This window comes from Wolbachia endosymbiont of Drosophila aff. chauvacae BK-2020 (genome assembly GCF_032848195.1).
Classification (GTDB): Bacteria; Pseudomonadota; Alphaproteobacteria; order Rickettsiales; family Anaplasmataceae; genus Wolbachia; species Wolbachia pipientis.
The window spans coordinates 755,035-775,960 of sequence record NZ_CP136586.1; the positions used below are offsets into that span (position 1 = coordinate 755,035).

At 34.7% G+C, this 20,926-nt stretch carries 16 protein-coding genes and 4 pseudogenes; 8 read left to right on the forward strand and 12 right to left on the reverse strand.

Going from position 1 to position 20,926, the window contains the following annotated elements; all coding sequences use genetic code 11:
• Positions 1–1,389 (forward strand): phosphomannomutase/phosphoglucomutase, encoded by a 1,389-nt coding sequence (locus tag R0F62_RS03955; RefSeq protein WP_317051326.1) that lies wholly within the window; start codon positions 1–3, stop codon positions 1,387–1,389.
• A 106-nt stretch (positions 1,390–1,495) separates the two neighbouring features.
• Here R0F62_RS03955 and R0F62_RS03960 read toward each other — a convergent pair whose 3' ends face one another.
• The 8 genes and pseudogenes from R0F62_RS03960 to R0F62_RS03995 all read right to left on the reverse strand — a co-directional run bounded on the left by R0F62_RS03960 (position 1,496) and on the right by R0F62_RS03995 (position 6,365).
• A complete protein-coding gene (locus tag R0F62_RS03960; protein ID WP_007550709.1) occupies positions 1,496–2,224 on the reverse strand; it encodes an Rpn family recombination-promoting nuclease/putative transposase in 729 nt (242 codons plus the stop codon).
• Entirely contained in the window at positions 2,221–2,406 is a 186-nt protein-coding gene (locus tag R0F62_RS03965; RefSeq protein WP_084741732.1) for a hypothetical protein, read from the reverse strand. Before R0F62_RS03965 ends, R0F62_RS03960 begins: the two co-directional genes overlap by 4 nt.
• 15 nt (positions 2,407–2,421) lie before the next feature.
• Positions 2,422–3,768: a group II intron reverse transcriptase/maturase gene (ltrA, locus tag R0F62_RS03970; protein WP_316659861.1), complete on the reverse strand. Its 1,347-nt coding sequence runs from the start codon at positions 3,766–3,768 to the stop codon at positions 2,422–2,424.
• A gap of 37 nt (positions 3,769–3,805) precedes the next feature.
• Complete coding sequence (locus R0F62_RS03975; RefSeq protein WP_173862902.1) at positions 3,806–3,949, reverse strand: hypothetical protein; 144 nt, start codon at positions 3,947–3,949, stop codon at positions 3,806–3,808.
• A gap of 454 nt (positions 3,950–4,403) precedes the next feature.
• A pseudogene (locus R0F62_RS06790) lies at positions 4,404–4,649 on the reverse strand (PD-(D/E)XK nuclease family transposase); the annotation flags it as partial.
• A 51-nt stretch (positions 4,650–4,700) separates the two neighbouring features.
• Positions 4,701–5,588 (reverse strand): replicative DNA helicase, encoded by an 888-nt coding sequence (locus R0F62_RS03985; RefSeq protein WP_274978976.1) that lies wholly within the window; start codon positions 5,586–5,588, stop codon positions 4,701–4,703.
• A 265-nt stretch (positions 5,589–5,853) separates the two neighbouring features.
• Positions 5,854–6,153 carry a type II toxin-antitoxin system RelE family toxin gene (locus tag R0F62_RS03990; protein ID WP_274978975.1) on the reverse strand — a complete coding sequence of 100 codons (300 nt, stop codon included), beginning with the start codon at positions 6,151–6,153 and terminating at the stop codon, positions 5,854–5,856.
• Positions 6,129–6,365, reverse strand: coding sequence for a hypothetical protein (locus R0F62_RS03995; protein ID WP_138265065.1), 237 nt, complete (start codon positions 6,363–6,365; stop codon positions 6,129–6,131). The genes R0F62_RS03990 and R0F62_RS03995 overlap by 25 nt, the downstream gene beginning before the upstream one ends.
• A gap of 164 nt (positions 6,366–6,529) precedes the next feature.
• Here R0F62_RS03995 and R0F62_RS04000 point away from each other — a divergent pair, with 164 nt between their 5' ends.
• The 3 genes and pseudogenes from R0F62_RS04000 (at position 6,530) to R0F62_RS04010 (ending at position 10,183) form a co-directional block, all read left to right on the forward strand.
• A complete protein-coding gene (locus R0F62_RS04000) occupies positions 6,530–9,052 on the forward strand; it encodes a hypothetical protein (RefSeq protein WP_208571737.1) in 2,523 nt (840 codons plus the stop codon).
• Between the two features lie 32 nt (positions 9,053–9,084).
• Positions 9,085–9,324, forward strand: a complete 240-nt coding sequence (locus R0F62_RS04005) for a hypothetical protein (RefSeq protein ID WP_274978974.1) — start codon at positions 9,085–9,087, stop codon at positions 9,322–9,324.
• 27 nt (positions 9,325–9,351) lie between these two features.
• Positions 9,352–10,183 (forward strand): annotated as a pseudogene (locus R0F62_RS04010) (IS5-like element ISWpi1 family transposase).
• Positions 10,184–10,188: 5 nt separating this feature from the next.
• Here the strand turns inward: R0F62_RS04010 and R0F62_RS04015 are convergent.
• Positions 10,189–10,815, reverse strand: coding sequence for a hypothetical protein (locus R0F62_RS04015; RefSeq protein WP_274979014.1), 627 nt, complete (start codon positions 10,813–10,815; stop codon positions 10,189–10,191).
• Positions 10,816–11,403: 588 nt separating this feature from the next.
• Here R0F62_RS04015 and R0F62_RS04020 point away from each other — a divergent pair.
• The 4 genes and pseudogenes from R0F62_RS04020 to R0F62_RS04035 all read left to right on the forward strand — a co-directional run.
• Positions 11,404–16,668 carry an OTU domain-containing protein gene (locus R0F62_RS04020; protein WP_317051327.1) on the forward strand — a complete coding sequence of 1,755 codons (5,265 nt, stop codon included), beginning with the start codon at positions 11,404–11,406 and terminating at the stop codon, positions 16,666–16,668.
• 330 nt (positions 16,669–16,998) lie between these two features.
• Positions 16,999–17,280: a hypothetical protein gene (locus R0F62_RS04025; RefSeq protein WP_274999231.1), complete on the forward strand. Its 282-nt coding sequence runs from the start codon at positions 16,999–17,001 to the stop codon at positions 17,278–17,280.
• A 152-nt stretch (positions 17,281–17,432) separates the two neighbouring features.
• The gene (locus R0F62_RS04030) at positions 17,433–18,761 is read left to right on the forward strand and encodes an IS4-like element ISWen1 family transposase (protein WP_317051328.1); all 1,329 of its coding nucleotides are present in this window, start codon (positions 17,433–17,435) and stop codon (positions 18,759–18,761) included.
• A gap of 18 nt (positions 18,762–18,779) precedes the next feature.
• Positions 18,780–19,115: pseudogene (locus R0F62_RS04035) on the forward strand (WO male-killing family protein Wmk); the annotation flags it as partial.
• A gap of 92 nt (positions 19,116–19,207) precedes the next feature.
• Here the strand turns inward: R0F62_RS04035 and R0F62_RS04040 are convergent.
• From R0F62_RS04040 to R0F62_RS04050, 3 genes and pseudogenes are all read right to left on the reverse strand, one after another.
• Positions 19,208–20,115, reverse strand: a pseudogene (locus R0F62_RS04040) (patatin-like phospholipase family protein).
• A 15-nt stretch (positions 20,116–20,130) separates the two neighbouring features.
• The gene (locus tag R0F62_RS04045; protein ID WP_022626301.1) at positions 20,131–20,346 is read right to left on the reverse strand and encodes a hypothetical protein; all 216 of its coding nucleotides are present in this window, start codon (positions 20,344–20,346) and stop codon (positions 20,131–20,133) included.
• 54 nt (positions 20,347–20,400) lie between these two features.
• On the reverse strand, positions 20,401–20,922 hold the full coding sequence (locus R0F62_RS04050; protein ID WP_010962680.1) for an ankyrin repeat domain-containing protein: 522 nt from the start codon (positions 20,920–20,922) through the stop codon (positions 20,401–20,403).
• Positions 20,923–20,926 lie beyond the last annotated feature (4 nt).

The following is a 20,926-nucleotide window of genomic DNA, read 5'->3' on the forward strand; positions in this document are numbered from 1 at the left end:
ATGTTATATAGTAGTCACTTCAAGAAGTACAGTATGGACAATACCATTATAAGAAAATACGATATTAGAGGTATAGTAGGCAAAGATTTGCAGATTAATGATGGGTACGAGATAGGTAGAAAGTTTGGCCAAACCGTAGCTAGTGTTTGTGTCGGCTACGACAGCAGAATAGATTCACCAGGTATAGAAAGAGAATTAATTAGGGGCTTAACTTTATCCGGTGCAAATGTTATACGCGTTGGGCTATGCTCTTCACCTATGCTTTACGCTGCAACACAAATCACACAGGCGGATCTTGGTATCATAATAACTGCCTCTCATAACCCCAGCGAATATAATGGCTTTAAATTTTTTAGTAATAAAAAAGTCTTCTCAGATCAAGAAATGAAGGAAATTATAAGCAGTCCAATTAAAAACAGCACAAGAATTGGAAGCTTAATTAACATAAATATATATAGTGAGTACATTAGCATATTGAAAAGTGCAGTGAAGAACGATACTACACAGAAATTAAAAATAGCCTGGGATTGTGGAAATAGTCCAGCAAGTGGAATTATAAGGTATATTGAAAAGATCTTGCCTGGTCATACGCACATCGTAACCAATAACTCTATAGATGGGGCATTTCCACTGCATGATCCAGATCCCATAGAGGAAAAAAATCTTGCTCAATTAATTGACATTGTGAAGGAATATGGATGTGATCTTGGCATTGCGCTAGATGGCGATAGCGATAGGGTGCACTTAATTGATAATAAAGGCAACGTTGTTTCCAATGACCATTTATTTATAATTTTTGCACGTGAAGTGTTGGAGGAATATCCAGAAAGCAAAGTTATTGCTAACGTAAAAATGAGTATGAAAGTGCATGATTTTGTTAGCAAGTTAGGAGGGCAAGTTATCACCTGTGCTACTGGACATTCACTAGTTAAGAAGAAGATGGTAGAGGAAGAGGCAAAGTTTGCTGGTGAATTAAGCGGGCACTTCTTCTTTTCTGAGCTAAGTTTTGATGATGGGCTATATTCTGCTGTTAAAGCAGTTGACATTTTGCTTAAGAAAAACCAAAGCCTATCTCAGGTGATTGAGGATTTACCGAAGTTATATATCACTCATGAAGTGAAGATTGTAGTGAAAGATGAGAAAAAGTTTCAAATAATTGAGTCAATAAAGAAAACACTGGAGCAGCAAAATATTGTATTTTCAGATCTTGATGGTGTTAAGGTAACCGATAATAAAGGTTGGTGGCTTCTTAGGGTATCAAATACGCAAAACTGCATTACAGCAAGATGCGAAGGAGAGACTTTAGAGGGTTTTGAACTTACTAAAAAGGTTTTGTTCCATTACATTGATGAAGCAAGGTCTTTAAATTGTAGCTACTCACAGAAATAAATTTGATTTATAAAATTGACATGAAAGTATAAAGATAAATAGGCTAAATGTACTTATCACCTGGTCAGGCTGCAGCATTATTTCGTGTAACCGTTTGCGGGTCCACTTAATTCTGCAATTCTTTGATCTCACTCATGGAGAGGCCAGTAAACTTAACAATAGTGGTGACATCAACATTATTAGCTAGCATTGTTTTTGCAACTTCAATTTTTCCTTCCTTTTTAGCATCATCAAGTTTTTGTTCAAGAACAGCCCGTTCATCACGAATACGTTTTATTTCCTGTTCGTAGGCAATAAATTCTTTCTCTGACCAGTTGAATCTATTTAGTTCTTCATATGCCTTTTTAATTATTACATCACTACCTATTATCTTTTCCAATTCTTCTTCGCTAGTTTCATCTGCATATTTAAAATAATAGATCCATTTTTCAACTATACTCTCCAATTGGTCTTCTTTAGTTTTAGGAAATTTTGGTAACTCAATAAATGTAAAATAAAAATCTTTTAAATCATGTTCATAGCTATCTTTGTCTAACATTACATGATCTGACTTATACTCAGATTTATTAGGAAAGAGAATACAATCAGCAATAGCTATAAAAATGATTTCTTTAAGACCCTGATATTGATCACCTTTATCAGCTTGCCTTGAATAAGCTTTAGCAGCGTAATATTGAGCGCGTTTTTCAAAGCCTTTAGTTTTGGCAACTTGGTTAGGTAAGGAAGTAGTATTGCTACTACTCCCTCCCTTAGAAACGCAGCATGCAGGTTTCCCCACACTACGCTTGAGCCCCTTATCTAAGTCCTTCTTTTCTCGAACCGGCTTGTCCTTCATGATTCCTCAGAAAACATCATTCTTAATGGTGACACCAACAGTAGAGAACCTTCTCTTGAGAAAGAGCTTGCTAACATTTTTGTTTGTTTCACTCTTTCATCAAAATACTTTTTCCATTTTAAGTCAAGTGGATTTGCATCCGCCCTGATTTTAACATGTCGTCTGATAGGTATATCAATCAACCTAAGCAGTCTTAATTACCTTATCTCTTTCGGTTTGTTCTTGCATATGGGTGCAGCAAAGACCCATTGGCGTTGTTTCATTACCTTGAAGTAACGATTCTTTATCCAACGTAATCCTTTACGAGGATGTCTTTTCTTTGCCCATTTCCATAGAGCACACATAATTTCATGGTCTATTTTGTTAAAAGCTCTTTTCGCACACACATGGCTGTAGTAATTTCCCCATCCCCTTAATAGGGAATTGAGCAACTTGATTAGTACGGCCTGAGTGTTCGCTATGTTTGCCTTTATCAATGTACGTGCTTTATTAAGAAGTTTCTTAATACTTTCTTTTGAAGGTTTTATAATTAACTTCTTATTATACCTGCGTACATTACAACCAAGAAAGTCAAACCCTGTTGTAATAGATGTAATTTTTGTTTTCTCTTCGGAAAGGATAAGACCTCTCTCCTGAAGAAAGGACGATACTAGAGGTTTTACTTCATTTTCCAGTACTTCACGTGTGATTCCTGAAATGATAAAGTCATCTGCGTACCTGATTACATTTACTCCACTTCTGATTTTGCTTCTTCTTTTACTGCCAAGTTTACCAAATTGACTTTCCAATGATTTTTCAAGTCCATTTAGGGCTAGATTTGCTAGTATTGGAGAGATGATACTACCTTGTGGGGTACCTGCAGTTGTGGAATACAGAGTTTTTGATTCTAGGAAGCCAGCTTTTAACCAGCTATGAAGAATTTTCTTCTCCATAGGAATATGCTTCATGAGCCATTCATGGTTAATGTTATCAAAACACCCTTTAATATCACCTTTGAGTATCCATTGTAGTTGGTTACGGCTTGCCAGTAACAAGTGACAAGCCACAGTAGCGTCTGCGCAGGATCTTTTTGGTCTCAAACCATAAGAGTGACGATCACTGATCGTTTCAGCTATCGGTTCCAAAGCAAACAAGTATAATGCTTGCATGGCTCTATCTTTTATCGTAGGGATTCCAAGAGGTCTTCTTTTGCCATTAGACTTACTGATGTATATCCGTTTTAGCGGAGAAGGTTTGTATCCTCTTTGTTTTAATAGCTTTATTCCTTGAAATTTTGTGTTGCAAGTTGACCATATTTGACGATCTACACCTGCTGTGTTTTTTCCTTGGTTTTCAGTTACTCTCTTAACCGCCAAAGCTTTGCCGCTAAAAGAGCGTGTGAGAAGGTGTTGTAAAGTTTTCACCTTACCCCATCTGCCTTGTTGGACAGCCTTAACAATACGCCTCTGTAGCCTCATAACAACTTTTTGGCATTTCTTCCAGGGTAACTGGTTCCATGCTTCGGAGTTATTGGTAGGTGCACTTACAGTTGTACTTGTAATCATCTGCTTTCCTACCTTAAGTGGTTAACAAAGTTTCTTGTCATGAGGGACCAAATGGAAGTCTGCTCGTTTTCACGCGAATTAATGTTACAAATTCTATCCATTTCGTTACAAAATGGCATTCGCTTTCTCCATTATCCTTTACCTGCACATCCATCAGCATTCCTTGCGGGTTGCCTGCCATATAGGCGAAAATACAGGCTTATCCTGTTCCTTTTGTCATACAATAGTGGGTTAGGTGGCTTCTCTATACCGGTGGAATTATTATTTGCGTACCTCCAGAAATGAAAAATGTAACTCATCCACATTACCTTTTGGTCGGAGCTTATCAGCATCTTTAGCTCTTTAATCGTTACGATACTTATGAAGCTTCACTTACGTTCACCATACCACTAAGCCTAGCCCTCCAACCACATGATGCTTGTAGTTTATGCTTTCTCTCACGATTGAGCATCTTCTTTATCAAGAGGAGGTTCATTGTCCGCGTCGCTCGGCACCAACTGGTTACCCAATTCGCACTGATGCGTAGACTCAGATGGCAAAACATCTGGTTCAATAAGCTTTAGAATCCTTTCAGTTTCTTTCTGAATGAATTCCTCTCCTTTTAAACAATATGACCGAAGGCTTTCAGGTCGCACCATCTCAACAATTGTTTGAATACCTTTAGAATCTCTGCAGAGTACATCGACAATACTCTCCTTTTGAGAGGCAATATCGGGGTTTAGAATAGGATTTAAGAACTTCACGTCCTTTATTTTAGCTTCACCAGTGAGACCTAGAATATCATTGAGAAGGTGAACAAGAATGTCTTTATTCTTCTCAGTACCAAAGATACGCTTGAACGCGTAATTGTTTTTTGGATCTAAAAACTTTGATAAAACCATAAGAAATCCACTTAAAAACCATTAATATTATACACTATTTTCCGCGATCTTTCAACTTAATATTCTCCCTGTATTTACTTGATATGGCACTGTAACCTTTCCGGTTGATCCACTACGGTTTTTTGCAACATTTATCTCTAAGTCGTTATTAGAATCAGCCTTGTAATAATTTTCTCTGTAGAGTAATAACACTAGATCAGCATCTTGTTCAATACTTCCTGATTCGCGTAGGTCTGCTAATTGTGGTCTTTTATTTTGTCTGTCTTCTACCTTACGGCTTATTTGTGATAATGCTATAATAGGAATATTAAAGTCTTTTGCTATATTTTTTAAAGTTCTACTGATTTCTGTTACTTCAAGAGTTCTATTTTCGGTTACTTTCGATCCTCTGAGTAACTGTAAGTAATCAATGTATATGCATTTCATTTTATATTTTCTGCAAATTAATGAGATTTTTTTCTTTAGGATATTTAAATCCATATTTCCTGAATTATCGACAAGAATATTTAAAAAAACTATTTGATTTATCCCTTTATGTAAAAGTTCTGTGTTTTGTTTCTTGATAATATTGTTTATTGTCTCATTGACTTCAATACTGATCATTCTATTGATTAACTGATTTGCTGACATTTCAAGTGAGAAAAAGCAGACATATTCTTGATTTTTCAGTAATTTTGCAGCTTGCAGAGCCATGTGTAGTGCTATTGAGGTCTTGCCAATTGAAGTACGAGCTGCAAGCACTGTTAATTCTCCTTCTTTTAAGCCACCAGTTATAGTATCAAGTCTAGGTATTCCTGTTGTTATTCCTTCTATTTCATTGTTGTTTGCAAGTAGTTTATTAATGTAGCTTTTATAAGCTTCAAAATAATCAATAATTGGCTTGATGTCTTCATCAACATGTGGCATTTGGTCGACCCTGACCACTCCTTCCTGATCCATTCTCTACCTTAAACCGGAGGCTCCTCAAACTCTAAATCTTGTTTTCGTCGCCTCTCCCCTAATTATATATTATATATATAATAATATATATAATATATAATTTATAGGGGGGTAACTAAAAAAATGAACTTTCTTTGAGCTGAGCGAAGCCACCTAAGGTAGAGAATGGATCAGGAAGGAGTGGTGTATAAAATTATATATATAAAATCTTTAAGATTTTCTGTATAATTTACTCATGTAACTTGATAAAAAAGGAAGATAGAATCTACTTAAGAGTATATGTATCGATTATCCTCAAAGCCTCTTCATAAATGGTGTCTCTATGCCCTACTGCAACAATAGTTACTGCATGCTTTACAGTATTTACGCTATATATGATGCGATAATCACTAACTCTTAGCCTTCTGTGCCCTTTAAAGCTGTGGTGTAATGGTTTACCAAGGTTCAATGGATCGACTGTAAGCCGATCATGTATTGCGTCTACAACTCTTGACCTTATCGTTTTTGGAAGGTCCGGAAGATTTTTCTTAAGAACGTTCCTTAAGAAGATAATAGTGTATTCCAATCTACATCCTCACTTCTAACCGTCTCTGCACCTTCAACGTCATACTCGTTAGCAACCACAGATAGTAAAAAGTCTTCCATTTCACGATCTATTGCTTCTTTAAATAGCCTTTCTGCTAATTCTTGAGTTGGCTGCTTAGTGAGCTCAACTAGCTTAGCAAAGTGCTGCAAAGTTTCTTTACTGAGAGCTATGTTAGTGCTTAAGTTTGCCATATGCTTTACCAAAGTTCTACTACTGTAACAATTATACAACATTTTTCTGAACTTTTCAATAAAGAAAGTTGATGATATGTAAAGAGAATTTTGTGCACCTGTGTTAATAAACTATTAATAATTTGGCATATACTGGAACTGGCTTTTGCTGATGTTAGGGAGAAATGACACAAAAGTTAATACTAAGTATAGTATTGCAAGATATTATCAAGAATAAGGAAGGTATGCCAGCTAGTGGGTACTGGATGTATTTTTATGATAAAAGAAGTCCAACTACTCTTCGTAATGCCTACTACAAGAACCAGGAGGGAAATGTCGTACCGGCACCAAACCCTTTGCAGCTTGATGAAAACGGTGCTTTACCTCATAAGTTGTACTACTTTGTCGACGTTGATGATCCTGAAGATCGTTATACCGTAGAACTGAAGTGCAATTACGGTAATGCTGCAGCTCCTGAACTCATCTTTCATGATCTACCGTACTTTCAAGAACAATCCAAAGCAGATCCAGCTACATCTATATTATCTGATAACTTATTTATTGATGGTCAATTTAATATTGGTCTACAAATTAATGATAGAGGGCAGGGATCTGGTTATGTTTCACCTGAATTTTCGCAGGTGCCAATTGCTGGACTATCATGGCAGTTTTTAAGATCTTATGCTGATTCAGTACCGATACAGGATAGAACTGATGTAGACAGGATTTTCATTAAAGACATTACCGAAGCTGAAAGGATCGATGAAGGCAATCCTCGTTTTTATTTGAACGTTATTTGCGAAAAACCTAGCGAGACAACGCCACCTCTGCAGAAAGCTGTAACATTTAGGAGCTCTAATGTGTTATGGGGTACTGATGCCAGAGCTTGGCTGAAGTTCTATGCTTGGAGAGGTGGTGATGATATAGTAGTTAATTTACTGGCAATTCGTGATTTTGGTTCAAAATCATCAACACCGCCACAAGTTATGTCAATTGATCAATTTTTAATTGATTCTGATACTCCGAAGGTTTATTACACTAGTTTAAGTTTGCTTGGCTTTGTAATACCTGCAGATATTGGCGATGATCAAAGTTTGACATTGAAGTTTTTGTTACCACCGAATCGAGCATTTAATTTTAAAGCGACAAATTTTTATTGTGCAGAAGCCTCATTGCCAATACATGCAGTTGATTTTAAATACCCAACACAAAATTCTGATTTAGCAAAATCTAATTTATTATTTTCTTCATTTCGAGCAAATAAATATAGCATTGATAACAGTTACAATGAGCTAGTTTTTACAATTGATGGTCTTAAGTTTGTAGATAATATTGGTGAAATAGTTTCCTACCCAAAAGGAGCAAAAGTCGACGAGGAAAAGATAAATCTGCTCAAGTGCGATGGTCGCACACTTGATTCAACAGGTATTAGTCCGCTCGGCATTGAATACAAAAGGCTATATAACAAGCTAGATCATGCTCCAATTACATTTGATATGCTTAAAACCAAAGACATACCAAATTGGTTTAATGCAATATCAAGTGAGTATATTAAGAAGTTTATTGCGGATAATAATGTTAAAGTTAAATTCGAGGGAGATGGAGTAGTAAATCCGAAGCCCGAAGGTGATGATATAGGTCATCTATGGCTAGAAACTACATTCTATGCTAATTCAGATGTTAACTATGATTTTCAATATGTTGCAGCAGCAAATAGCATAGACCTTACTACTTGTTGTCATACGTTTGACATTACCACTAATTACTTAAGTAGTGGCATTCTAATGACTAATATGAATTTAAGGGAGATAAAATTTGCGGGTTCTGGTTCTGATTTTCCAGGTTATTTTCAAACTATAACTAAATTAAATTCAATTTATAATTATACAAATAATGTTGTGCCATACAATAAAGGTATTGATAAAATAACTGAGCAAACTAAAATAAATTACTCTGTTAAAAAGAATTTTTTTTATTTGACAGTAAGTCTTAATTATCAACAATTTCCGTATCCTTCCGGTTTATGTGGATTTTTTAATCCAGTTAATTTTAGTAGTAGAGTTTATGATATTGGTTTTCCTTTAAATATACCATCGGTTAGCGCTACTTTTTTGCAACACAATAATAATACTACTAGTACTTCACAAAGTTACTTTTTGTTTTCACCATGGTTTGTGTATTCAATGGCTTCAGTACATGGTACAAGTATTAGTTCTAGTGGTGGAGATTACCCTAGTTTCATTCATGGTGATTCTAGTGATTTATTAATGAAGTCATGGGGTGATTACGTTATTTACAAACAATCAGCAACGGACAAGAGAACACCAGGAAAACCGAATGTTCTGTTTGCTGGTAAAAATTCAGTGATAACCTATGCTATACAGCATAAAGCTTTGTTTACGCAAAGATGCTTGTATGTCTTGAAATTTAAAGAAGTGAAAGCAGGAGACTTTATAGGTCTTAAAACATCTCATAACACCCAAACTGGTAACAATTTTAACACAGTAATATGGTGGAGTGTTGATGGTGATGGAAAAGCACCAACTAATGTTACCGCCAAAGAATTTAGAGAAGTCAAAGCAACAAAAGATACGACACCAGAGCAACTCGCAGACATGATTGCCAATGATATTAACAATAAGGGAACAACTATATTCCACATTCCTAATATCACTGACGATAAGTGTGACTACTACATAAGGTGCTAACATGAAATAAATTTAAAAATAGGAGAAAAAACATGATTGAACAAAACAGTAAAATCGATGAAATCGATATTGAAATCAGTGAAAAAAATGCTGAAATCGATCATTTTTATGAAGAAACTTTAGAAAAAACGAAAAATATCATCGATGAGGCGATAGCCAAAGGGTATACGCTTGGTGATGATGATCGTAAAGTTTTAGAGCTGGTAAAGGCTAATGAGAAATTTGCTGAAAAAGTTCTAAGAGGTTGTCCGGAAACAAGTAAAAGGCTATAATATCTGAAATTTTAGTACGGGGTAAAGATGAGAAAAAAGTATCCAACAGATCTAAGCGAAAGGGAATGGGCAAGAATAGAAAAACACTTCAGAGTATCATACAAGAAAGGAGGAAGGCCGCCAAAGTATAGCAAAAGAGAAATATTAGAAGCAATTTTCTATGTATTGCGTACAGGGTGTCAATGGTGGTATTTACCAAATGATTTTCCGCTATGGAAGACTGTGTATGAGCAGTTCAGGCAATGGAAGAAGCAGGGAATTTTTGAGAAAATGAATTATGAAATTACAAAATATAGTAGAAGAAAAATAGGAAGGAATGAGCAGCCGAGTGCCTGTATAGTAGATAGTCAATCTGTAAAGACTACAGAAAAGGGGGATCAAAGGCTATGATGGAAGTAAAAAAGTAAAGGGTAGAAAAAGGCATATAATTACAGACACTCAGGGTTTTATACTAGGTTGTTACGTAGGCGCTGCTAACGAAAATGATAGAGATGGTATGAAAATAGCATTAAACAATATGAGAACAAAATATACTAAAGTTAAAAAAATGTGGGCTGACATGGGATACCAAGGAAGAAATTTAAAGAATCACATAAAGGAAGAATATGACATAGATATTGAAATTGTTAAAAGGCCTCCATGTAGATTTTGGGTGCACAAAGATACGCCACCTGAGCTACTACCAACAAGAGAACAAGGGTTTAAAGTACAGCCAAGAAGATGGGTTGTAGAAAGGACTTTTGCTTGGGTTAATAGGAATAGAAGGCTATCGAAGGAGTATGATTTACTCACAACATCCACTGAGAATTTCATATACCTAGCTATGAGTAGGGTTATGTTAAAGAGGGAATATGCTTGAATTTACTAGTTTCCGGACAACCTCTTAGTCAAAGATGCACGAAGATCTTCCTTCAAATCATTCAAATCGCGAGTACCATGATAAGCTATAGTTACTTCCTTGTCTTTAATAAAAACATAACCAACATCTCGATTGTATGAATTGCTACCCGTCAAAGCATAGCCGACATTGTGTTGTTCTAATTTATAATCACTATCTGAGCAATATTTATCTTGAATGAGTTCATTGTCATAAAATTTTATTATTTGATAACCTGCTTCTTCAAACTGCCTTTTAGTTTCATATTCATCTTTCTTTAATTTCCTGTCCCCATCACCATAGGCAATTTTACTGAGAGTACACATTTCTAGTAATTTTTCTTTATCAAATTCTGCAATTTGTCCTGTTATCAGATCGGCAAGGTCAGAAGCATCATTTAACTCACTATTCTCAGAACGCTCTATATTCTTCCATATTTTAATTAAACTAGAAATGTCTTGATTCAAAAGCGCGTCGAGATCATGTTCATCTCGAGCTTCTAATTCACTCTTAATTGGTCCGAGCTTTTCAATTAAGACCTCTTTTATTAAAGTATTGCTAATATTTACAAAACCATCGCTAATAGAATTTTGATTATCAATAACACCTGGCATATTTCTTACTTACTACAAGCTTAATTAATTTAGTATACCACTATGCAATTATTTAGTCAAATAAGTTATCAATTTAATAAGATTAACCATAAATCTTTTCGTCTTCAACGGTACAAGCAATATTTGTTCAGGAGCGTTTCTGGGAGGAATATTACAGTAACTAGCGTTAACAGCAATTCAATTATTTACTTTCTTCACAAAACACAAAAAAAGTACGTATATTTGTGAGAGTTTTTTACGTAAAAGGGGTGTTTCAAAAACAAAAACGTAAAATTATTACAACAAAGCTAAGCGAATTAGTTCGTATATAAATGTGGCAAAATAGGCTAAAATAGCTAGTTTTAGGGTATAGTAAAATCATTATAAGTAAAAGTTCGCACAGAACAAGCGGTAGACTAAGCGATTCCAAAACAAACGCTTCTCACGCTGGTTGGTTTTAATTAGGTAAAAATGATTTTATTGTTAATTTAATAATAAAGAATATAAAAATATACGCCAATCAAATAATAATTCTTTTCGTAAAGAATACTTGCTTTAATGATGTTCTTGAGTATTATGAGGTGAGTTTGGAATAGTGCAGGGTATTTTATGCAAAAAGTGGTATTGGCTGAGAGTTTTTCGGGAAGTAGTTTGGGTGATGAGGATGATTATGATTCCTGTGATGAATCTGAAGATTTTGATGAAGGTGTTGGTTATACAAATGAAGAGGGTTTCAATTCCGATGATGCTCAGCAAGAAGGTGTACCAGAATCAGCAGAATTAAAGAACTTTCGAAGGGAGTTATGTGCTCAACATGATAAAGGTAAGCCTGATGGACAACAACCAATTGTTCTTACATCATTCGTAAAAAGTACTAAAAATTCTAATCTTAAAGACAAGGGGGTAACTTGCTCAATTGCTCGAGCAAAAGCTCTTGAAACAAAAGGTGATGGCAATTGTTTTTTTCACGCTGCATTTGGTGAAGAAGCCCATGGATGTTATAGAGCCAACAAAGCTCAAGAAATGCGTGAAGAGTGGAGTAAATTCTTAAGTAAGTTTGAATCATTCCAAGACCCAAATATGCCAAAAGCTCTGAGAGGATACCTTTGTGGTGTTTTTTACGCATTTAAGGGTGCAAATGAAGGAATAAAAGCAATGGAAGATTTGGGTTTACAAGAAGAAATAACAGATCATGGTGAAAATTCACTCCTAGCTGATAGTGCATTTTATAAGTCTTATTTACGAAAAATAGAAGAGCAAAATTACCATGTTTTCATGCAAGAAGCCAGTCTTTTAGCGTCTTTGGCAAACACTGAGATCCACATATACATGAAGGCAGAAGACCGATTATGCAAGCAAGTATTTGAGCCTAATTCTGAAATGGTTAAAGGTTATGTACCGAATCAGAGGTTGTGGGGTGAAAGTACGAAAGTTGTGATATTGTGTCAAGACAACCATTATTCACGTTTTCATAGTGAGACTTTAGAGTTATTACAACATGACATAGTAACACCCGAAGGAGGAAGGGAATTTTCACTTAAAAGGATTGACAATACCCTACAAGAAAACGAACAAGGAGGTACGTCTCATTCAAAGAGCTCAGGTAAGGAAAGTACTCCACCAATCGGGCAGAGCAGTGTGTCTCCCAAGAAGAATTTTACAGGTAGAGAAAATCGTGGACTGGATGTAAGTCGTGGAGAACAAGTATCTCCTAAAGTCAGTGATGTCAAAGATCCTATGAAACAGAGGTTGTATTTTGACGAAAGTGGATCTGCAAATTTAGGTTCAGATAACAATAGTGATGTGGTTGAATCGTTACCAGAGTCTAGCTGGACATCGCAAAGTGTTGAAAGTGCCTTAAGCTTAAAAAAATTAGATGCGCGAGTTCTTCTCAAGAATGCTTCAAGAATTTTTTTTCTAGATGAAAAGGAAGAAATAGAGCTTTCGAGATTTTTCAAAAGAAATGGGGGTACCCGTTTTGAATCTGGCACTGCCGCGTCAGAATTTTTGAACCTTAAGATGGATTTTTCAGGAGAACAGCGTAAGGTGGTTTTGCGTCTTTTCTTTTTTGCTGAATTTTGGGATGATTCTCTTGTTGATAAGGTACCTGCCTTTCGTAATCTTCTGTGGAGTAAAATTTGCGATGCTGAAGTTGAAAGTGATATATTTGAAAGGTATATTAATCACGTGGCAAATTTTGCTGTATCTACCGTCGACGCTAGGTCCTTAGAAAGGGTTTTGGGCAGAGCTAGAGTACTTGGTCAAAGAGTAGTACTCAACTTAATTGCTAAAATTTGCGAAGGGATTTTTAGTGTTTATGGCAGCTATAACAGGGGCGAATTTATGAATTCCAGAGAGGTTGTTGATTATCTAAGTGTTCTTGAGGACCTTTGCGGAAAAGATAGAAAAAACAGGGCTGCTGATATTCAATTAAGTAATTATGCAAATTATGAAGAACTTTGTTCGCTGCTGGGAGAAAGGCCATCTAATATTCGTTTTATGATCAGTTCTTTCAAAAAGAAAGTAAACACGAAGAAAGCAGAAAATAAAGCTTTTAGTGATTTTATTAAACATTTATCAAGACAAGAATGGAAAGAATTAGAAAAGTTCTCAGTTGATGCAAAAAAAGGATTTCTTAAAGAATGTAATTATTACCTTATTACCCTTGTTATTGATGAGATTATTGTTGATGAGATTACTGTTGGTGAGATTACTGCTGACGATGAGGAGCGCTTAGCATTCATATTAAGTATGGCTAAAGAGCACTTGGGTAAAACAGAAAGGGAGAAGATGTTAAAAAGGGCTTGTGAATACATTATGATTCAGTGTAATAGATTTATTGAAGGTATCGCTTTTAACAGCACAAAAATTTTTTCCTTGTTGCATAAAAATCTTAGTTATATTGAATCTGAGTTTGTGAGTGAAACAATTTTAAAAATGTGCGTTATTGAGAATCGTACTAGTGATCGCCAATCTTGTGAGAATGTATTGCCTGTAGATGTTGGTTCAGGAGAAGGGGGTGTAAGTGATGATTCATTTGGCGAGAGCATAAAAAATTTTTTGGAACAGTATAGATTCGATAGGCTAAGTATCATCAGTGAGATAGAAAAAAAAGGCGATCGCTTTGAAATAACAAAACTACAATTAAAAAGAATATCTGCCAGAAGCCAAGGTAATCATGTTATACCCGTTTCCACCTTGTTCAGATGTATTGAAAAATTTTTTATTGGTAAAGATTTCTTTGAGGCTGTTAAGGATTTGTCTTTTGTTCTTTCGAAGATAAAGAAAAAAAGATTCAGGTATTACAGTAGTATAGAAAAGTCATTTGAAGAATTAAGAAAATCTCATTTGGGTACAACAAAATTACAGCAGTCCATACAAAGTAAGTTAACGCTCGAAGAAATGGAAAAATTATCCAAAGAGTTTGAAATATCGCAAAAATCGAGATTAAAGGCTTTCTTAAGCAACGAATTAATACCTTTTGTTTTTTTTGCGTGGGATGAAAGATTAACATCGGTGTATTATCAGCATAGAACATTACGTGAGCTTTGTGTTGAAGGGCAAACGGTAAGGTCAGTTAATAGACTCTTCGGAGAACTGTTAAAAGAAGATATCACCAGTTTGGATCATTTTAAGCGAAGGATAGAAGAAATTCGAGGTAAGTTTTTTAATGCTATAGATCTCCCTTTGCATGTAAAGTTAGGTTTTTCAGGTGAAGAAAGTGGTAGAACAAATTTGTCAAAATATTTGATGCGACGCTTTAAAATTATAACACAATATCTCGGTGACATGATAGAGTATGAACTCGCTAAAAAGATAAGGATAGAGGAGTATTCTGCTCTTGATCCTAGTAATAAAAAAGTAGAGATTCTTAAGGAGATATCAAAACTTAATAAACAGAGTGATGGTAAAAAGTATCAAGAGAAATGCAGAAAAATTGAAGATAGTTGTGAACGTGAAGATATACTAAAATATTTTAACGAATTTAAAATTAAACGAGAATTTAACTGCATAATCAATGAATTTAAAAAAGTTAACGAGTGTTCTGGACAATATTTAGAAATAGTAGAAAAGTTTTTTCAAGATAAAGAAATAGGAGATGATTTTGGCATGCTAAAAAATCAGCTTACTTATGTGCTGAAGATACTGAGCTTGCTGCAAGATTCTGGAAATGGGGATTTTTCTACTATAGGGGATTATATTGATGAAATGGCAAAAGATGATCTGGCATATATTATATACGACGCTCGTAAACTATTTCAGGCTTGGGTTTATATCATGGAATTAGCACAAGGTCATAGTTATCAGAAAATATCAAATTATGCAGGTTACCTCAATAATTTTTTTAGTAAGAAGAGTTTTGTGCTGGCATTAATAGAGCATCAGAAAAAGGAGAATAATGGTGGTTTGGTAAAGAGATTAGAAGAATTAAGCAAGGATGTCTCAGAAGGTGAGGATGATGAGTTGGAGCTTAGCTTTGATTATGATGTTCAATCTGCTAATGTTATACCTCCTTTAGATAGCTTTAGCGGTGATACTGCTCGTAATAATAGTGATGTTGATCAGGCTGATTATAGTGTGATCTTTGGTAATATTAGTGAGAATATTAAAAATCATACTGTGATCTATAATCTTCTTGAAAAGAATTTGAAGGAGGGTTGTAGTATTTTTGATAAGATTTTTTTGGATGTTGCAGTTAAGCATATTGCCGGTAAGAAGTGTCAGGTCTTTGTTGTTCAAGATAAAGATGAATTTCTTCAAATCATCAAAACGAATGAAAGCAAGAATGTGAAAGATGAAGAGGGATTTGAACCAATTAATATAGCCATATTAAAAAATACGCAAGGTGGGAAACTGGGACGGTCTATTTTTGGAAAATTTATCACATATGAAAGTGGTAATTTAAAGCATTTGGAAGAAATAAAGTGTGGACCACATGTTGTTACTCTTGGATATGGATCTAGTGATAATTTTAGTCAAGTTAATACATTGACTAGTGACCTTTCATCGATGAATGCCATGTTACATTACATTGGATGGCGTCTTTCTGCAATACTTGATCATTCTTCAATTCTTGGTTGTGATGTATATGAATATTCACCAGAAATCAAGACAGAGGTGCCTTCCAGTAATGAATATAATAAATTTCCTTCCTATATAGGAGAGTATTATAATGGGGTAATAGGTCAAGTTTTAAGAGGACAAGTTAAACCAAATACCGCTGTTTTTGAATGTGATGCACTGCTTAAAAAGCCATTAGTATGTTTATATGTTGAACATCTTATACAGGAGGGAAGTCATAACAGGAGAAGAGTCCAAAAATTATTTCTAAATACACCTGATTACGTGGATCATTGGGAAAAAATGAAGAAAATAAGTGGTTACGATTGGTATCTCAAAAATCAAATTGATGGTGAAAATAAGAGTAGTAGTTCTAATAATGTGCAACTTTCCTATGTTAAATATGAACCATTTAGTTCTGAACTTAGTTCAAGTTCCCAAGATATCAGTTATTATGAAAAGGTTGCTAAGGGTGCATGGGAGGACTTCAGCGATGAGGTTTGCGTTAAAACTGAGCTACTTGATCCAAAGGAGATTACTCAAAAAGTAGGAAATAATCAACTTCAGGAACAACAGGAACTTATGCAAGGAATAAGTTCAGAAGAAGGAGAATTGCCTATCAATTCAAGAAGTCATTCCACATATACTCCTGGGAAGTGTAATTATATGTTACAGCAAAGTAGCAGTAGTAGTGGTATTGAAGAAGGAATGGAATTAGATGTTGGTGACAATAAAGGTATTGGAAAAAAAACACAAGTTAGTGATGCAGTAGTGGCTGAAGTACGAAAGGACCACCAAGAAAGAATTTTATAATTTAACAATCTTGGGCAAAGTGTTCCAATTGTAGGGGAGATGTTAGATGAATCTCAAGGACAGCGGGACCGTATTTGTGGAAACAATTTCGATGGAAAAGACTCACTAACTCCAATGAGCTCTGATGATGAAGACGGCAGCGATAGTCCATTAAGAGGAAGTTCTTGTAACAGGATTGTTGGTGGCCAACGTTAGGAAAATGCAGGAGCAAACGTTGATCTTCAAGCTCAGAATGATGATTGTCTTAATAGAGAAGTGTGTGCTTCTTCTGCTAGTGATGTATATTATTATAAGAGTCTGCATAACTTTTTACTTAATTATCGAATAGATTTGGATAGAAGTGAAGTGCCTCACGTGGTAATGCCTTCTGAAGAGGAATTATTTTCTGAAGGTAGCACATCAACAAGTGATCAATCAGAATCCTTATCAGATCCTCAAGGTAGTAAATCAAAGGGTGATTCAAATTCCCAAGAGTGGACATCATCTATTTCAAGCGGCTTTAGTGATGAAAATATACAAAAACCACTAGAACATGATGGTTCTGAACAAAGTGACAGTGTTGGCAGTGATAAGTCCTATAGACCTACTGCGAAACGGTATGGAACTAATTGAAGGATGAGTTAGGTCAACAGGAGCATCAATTAAAACTCATGTTTGGGGAGTGTTAAACAAACCATACGCGTCAAGTTAAGGAAATAAAGGTATGAAAGAGATAGAATAATAAGGTATAAGTTCTCCCAGAAATACTTTTAGTGAGAGAACCAATGAATAAAATAACTAGCTTATCAAGAAAGCTCAAAGAATTTTTTAATGAAAAAGCAGACAAAATCTCAATTACAACAAGGTTTATAAAAAGAAAGAGAAAGCTAAAAGGTTCATCGTTCGTAAAAGCCATGGTCTTGGGTAATATAGGGGTTGATAATTGTAGCGTAGAAACAATGTGTCAATTACTAAACGAGGACTCGATAGATATAACAAAACAAGGTTTGGATTTTAGATTTACTGAAGAAGCAGTGGAATTTATGAAAAGGATGTATAATGAATCTGTGCTTCTCTTCAAAAATATCTTGCAAGTTGATTGCAAAATCTTACAGCAATTTAATAGTGTTAAATTATTGGACAGTAGCTATATTACTCTACCTAACAGTATGGAAGAGATGTATAAAGGTTATGGTACTAGCTACAGTGGCTATGAAAGCAATACTAAGTCTGGAATAAAGTTACAATTAGTTTTCGACTACATGAATCAGATAATAGACCAACTTAATTTAACGGAGGGAGTAAGATCAGACCAGGGATATAGGAAACATTTAAGTAATATATTAAGCAATGATTTGCTAATATCTGATCTCGGTTATTTTGTGCCAAGTTCTTTTAAACAAATCAATGAAATAGGAGCTTATTTCATAAGTCGTTATAAATCCGATACCAACATATATGATGTAGAAACAAATCAAAAAATGGAGTTATTAGAATGTTTAGAGGATAAGTTATTTTTAGAAAACGAGGTATTGTTAGGAAAAGAAGCAAAAATTAGAGTAAGAATTATATGTCAGAAACTAACTGAAGAACAGTCTATGGCCAGAAGAAGGAAAGCTAATAGATTAGCAAGATCGCAGGGATATACATCCTCTAAAAGAAATCAAAAATTGTTGAACTGGTCAATATTTATAACTAATGTTCCAGAAAATAAAATTAGTGCTGAGCAAGTATTAACGATTTACAGAGTAAGGTGGCAAATTGAGTTATTATTTAAATTGTATAAAAGCCATATCAGACTTGATAAGCTAAAAGGAAAGCCATGCAGAGTATTATGTGAACTATATGCTAAATTGTGCGCAATTCTTATATTTCACGGCATAGTTGGTTGCACAGAAGTGAAAAAGAATACAGAACTTAGCTTAACAAAGGCATTTATTGAGCTAAAAAGGCGGGTTATAGAGTTATTTTTAGCACTAAAGAATAAAGTTAATAGTTTGAAAGTTTTTCTTAAAAAGCTTACCATAACTTGGTCTCGATTTTCATTAAAAGACAAGTACAGAAAAACTAGAGTATCTACCTTAACTTCCCTGAATTTACTTACAATCTCTTAACTTGACGCGTATGCTTCTTTGAACGTTCCCGAAATACACGAATATGAAATAGGATACACTGCCATATCATTTGATAAATTATATCAAATAGCAGAAGGATTATCAGTGAATATTAAAGTTCTGCTACCTAAAACAAGAGAAAGCAAAAAGCTATTGAGTTTAATGGATGAGTACAGAGAACAAGAATCATTAGTCAAATCTCTATCTGAAGATATGAAAAGTGGCAAGGAAAAAGTTAAAAAAGCAGAGAAAATCAGGGTTGCAAAAAATCTAGTGAAGGCGGGTGTTTCTACTGATGTTATTTTGCGAGCAAGTGGCCTAACTGTTGATGAGTTAGGTGAGTGTGAAAATTGAATTGTGTTTAAGATATAAGTAAAAGTAGTTAATATATTAACTATTCTAAACCCTTATTTAGCTCTGCAGAATTTTTTTGGCATTTCTACGTATCAAGATAAAACATCACAGAATTTATCTATCAGTTCCTGATTGTCCTCTATCATTGCATTTGCCTCTTGCTGAAGAGATTTGATATTTTTTGATGTAATATTATCCATGTCAGGTGATGCTATTTTCAATTGCGATTGTATGCGTATATATTTATCAGCTATAACTTGATCAAGTTGGTAATTTACTGCATCTAAACTTGAGGCAAACATTACGTTCAACAGAGGTTTTATCCAACCTATCTTTCCAAATCTCCTTGAATTAGCTATGCTTCTATCTGTTCTTCCAGTACCTATCGATAACAGTAGAATATCATCATTTGGAAATAACCTCTTACCACTTGCAGATGCACAAGCTGCTGGATTATTGGCAAACACTCCCCATCCACTAATACCATTTCCTTTTGGTTGACTTTTAAATATTTAGGTGCAAAGTAAGTAGGTGCTGCAGTTGCAGCTCTGAGTGCATCTTTCAGCTTAATATTACCTTCTTTCCAGCTTTTAAAGAAAAATGGGCAGTTATTCTGAATATCGTAACTCGTAATCAACACATTACTTAAAGTGTTTTTTAGAATATCCTCTCCAAAATATTTATCCAGTACAGATTCAATATTTTTATGTGGATATTGTGCGCAGTTAAACCAAGATAGTATTGATCGCCTAAAAAATGAAGACTTAAAAATATATGGTCCATATTCCCGATAGAACTCGACTAAATCATTAGCAGAATATTGAGGTTTATCTTTTTTACATAATCCTGCTACAACAATCCCACCGGTTGAAGTACCTGCCATAAGATCAAAGATTTCAGCAATCGTTTTTCTTGTCCTTTGCTCTATTTCTGCGAGAATAATGGCAGGAATGATTCCTCTAATTCCACCTCCATCAACGGATAAAATGTATTTTACCACTGTGAAATTTAGTTGTTATTTGTGTTTTTGCTCAAGCTCATTAACTTCTTCAATGAGGTTTTTTACCCGCTCCTCGAGGCGATAAACTGTTTCCATTAGTCCGTGATTTCGTTCTATAAATTGATCGTGAATTTGTACTCTTAAATCAAGCTTAGCGAGCCACCAAATTGTTGCTACGGTCTGTATTACCATAGTGATAATTACTGCTAGTGGGATTTTTTGATTTTGCATGTTTCTCCTAACTGTGTAATCTTTCAACTACTTCTTGTTTCCGGTTACGAAATATTACTGCTCAGATTCATGTTCTTTTTCAGCATTATAGAGCAAGTGTATAATTTCATCGTATGGTTTATCTTTATTGTGCCGTGATCTTAGCACAGCTACATCTCTTGGGTTTTTTCCATCTATATCTCTAATATTAGGATTTGCGCCTTTCTCCAATAAAAACTTAATAACTTCTAGGTGTCCTTCACCTGCAGCGTGATGTAAAGCTATTCTTTTAAATGCATTTCTATCAAGTGCGTTTATATTTACTTTTTCCTCTTCTATTAAAAATCTGATAATGTCTAAACATCCTTTTCTTGCTGCACAATGTAACGTTGTTCCACTCAAGTTTGGAGCCATATCCTTTACTAAAAGCTTTACTATTCCTAAGTTGCAATTACTAGTAGCCACTTGTAATGTTTTGTTATAATTATCTGTAGCTTTAGATTTTTGATAGCAATAAGTAATAACAACGCATACTATTAATAGTATGAACCATACGAAATGTAGTTTATCTCTTTCATTATACTTTATTTTTTTCATATTT

Coding starts and splice junctions, on each gene's coding strand:
- R0F62_RS03955 (WP_317051326.1), top strand. CDS start 1: ATGTTATATAGTAGTCACTTCAAGAAGTACAGTATGGACAATACCATT.
- R0F62_RS04030 (WP_317051328.1), top strand. CDS start 17,433: ATGAATAAAATAACTAGCTTATCAAGAAAGCTCAAAGAATTTTTTAAT.
- R0F62_RS04020 (WP_317051327.1), top strand. CDS start 11,404: ATGCAAAAAGTGGTATTGGCTGAGAGTTTTTCGGGAAGTAGTTTGGGT.
- R0F62_RS03985 (WP_274978976.1), bottom strand. CDS start 5,588: ATGGATCAGGAAGGAGTGGTCAGGGTCGACCAAATGCCACATGTTGAT.
- R0F62_RS04045 (WP_022626301.1), bottom strand. CDS start 20,346: ATGCAAAATCAAAAAATCCCACTAGCAGTAATTATCACTATGGTAATA.
- R0F62_RS03960 (WP_007550709.1), bottom strand. CDS start 2,224: ATGAAGGACAAGCCGGTTCGAGAAAAGAAGGACTTAGATAAGGGGCTC.
- R0F62_RS04000 (WP_208571737.1), top strand. CDS start 6,530: ATGACACAAAAGTTAATACTAAGTATAGTATTGCAAGATATTATCAAG.
- R0F62_RS04015 (WP_274979014.1), bottom strand. CDS start 10,815: ATGCCAGGTGTTATTGATAATCAAAATTCTATTAGCGATGGTTTTGTA.
- R0F62_RS03975 (WP_173862902.1), bottom strand. CDS start 3,949: ATGGCAGGCAACCCGCAAGGAATGCTGATGGATGTGCAGGTAAAGGAT.
- R0F62_RS04005 (WP_274978974.1), top strand. CDS start 9,085: ATGATTGAACAAAACAGTAAAATCGATGAAATCGATATTGAAATCAGT.
- R0F62_RS03995 (WP_138265065.1), bottom strand. CDS start 6,365: ATGGCAAACTTAAGCACTAACATAGCTCTCAGTAAAGAAACTTTGCAG.
- R0F62_RS04050 (WP_010962680.1), bottom strand. CDS start 20,922: ATGAAAAAAATAAAGTATAATGAAAGAGATAAACTACATTTCGTATGG.
- ltrA (WP_316659861.1), bottom strand. CDS start 3,768: ATGATTACAAGTACAACTGTAAGTGCACCTACCAATAACTCCGAAGCA.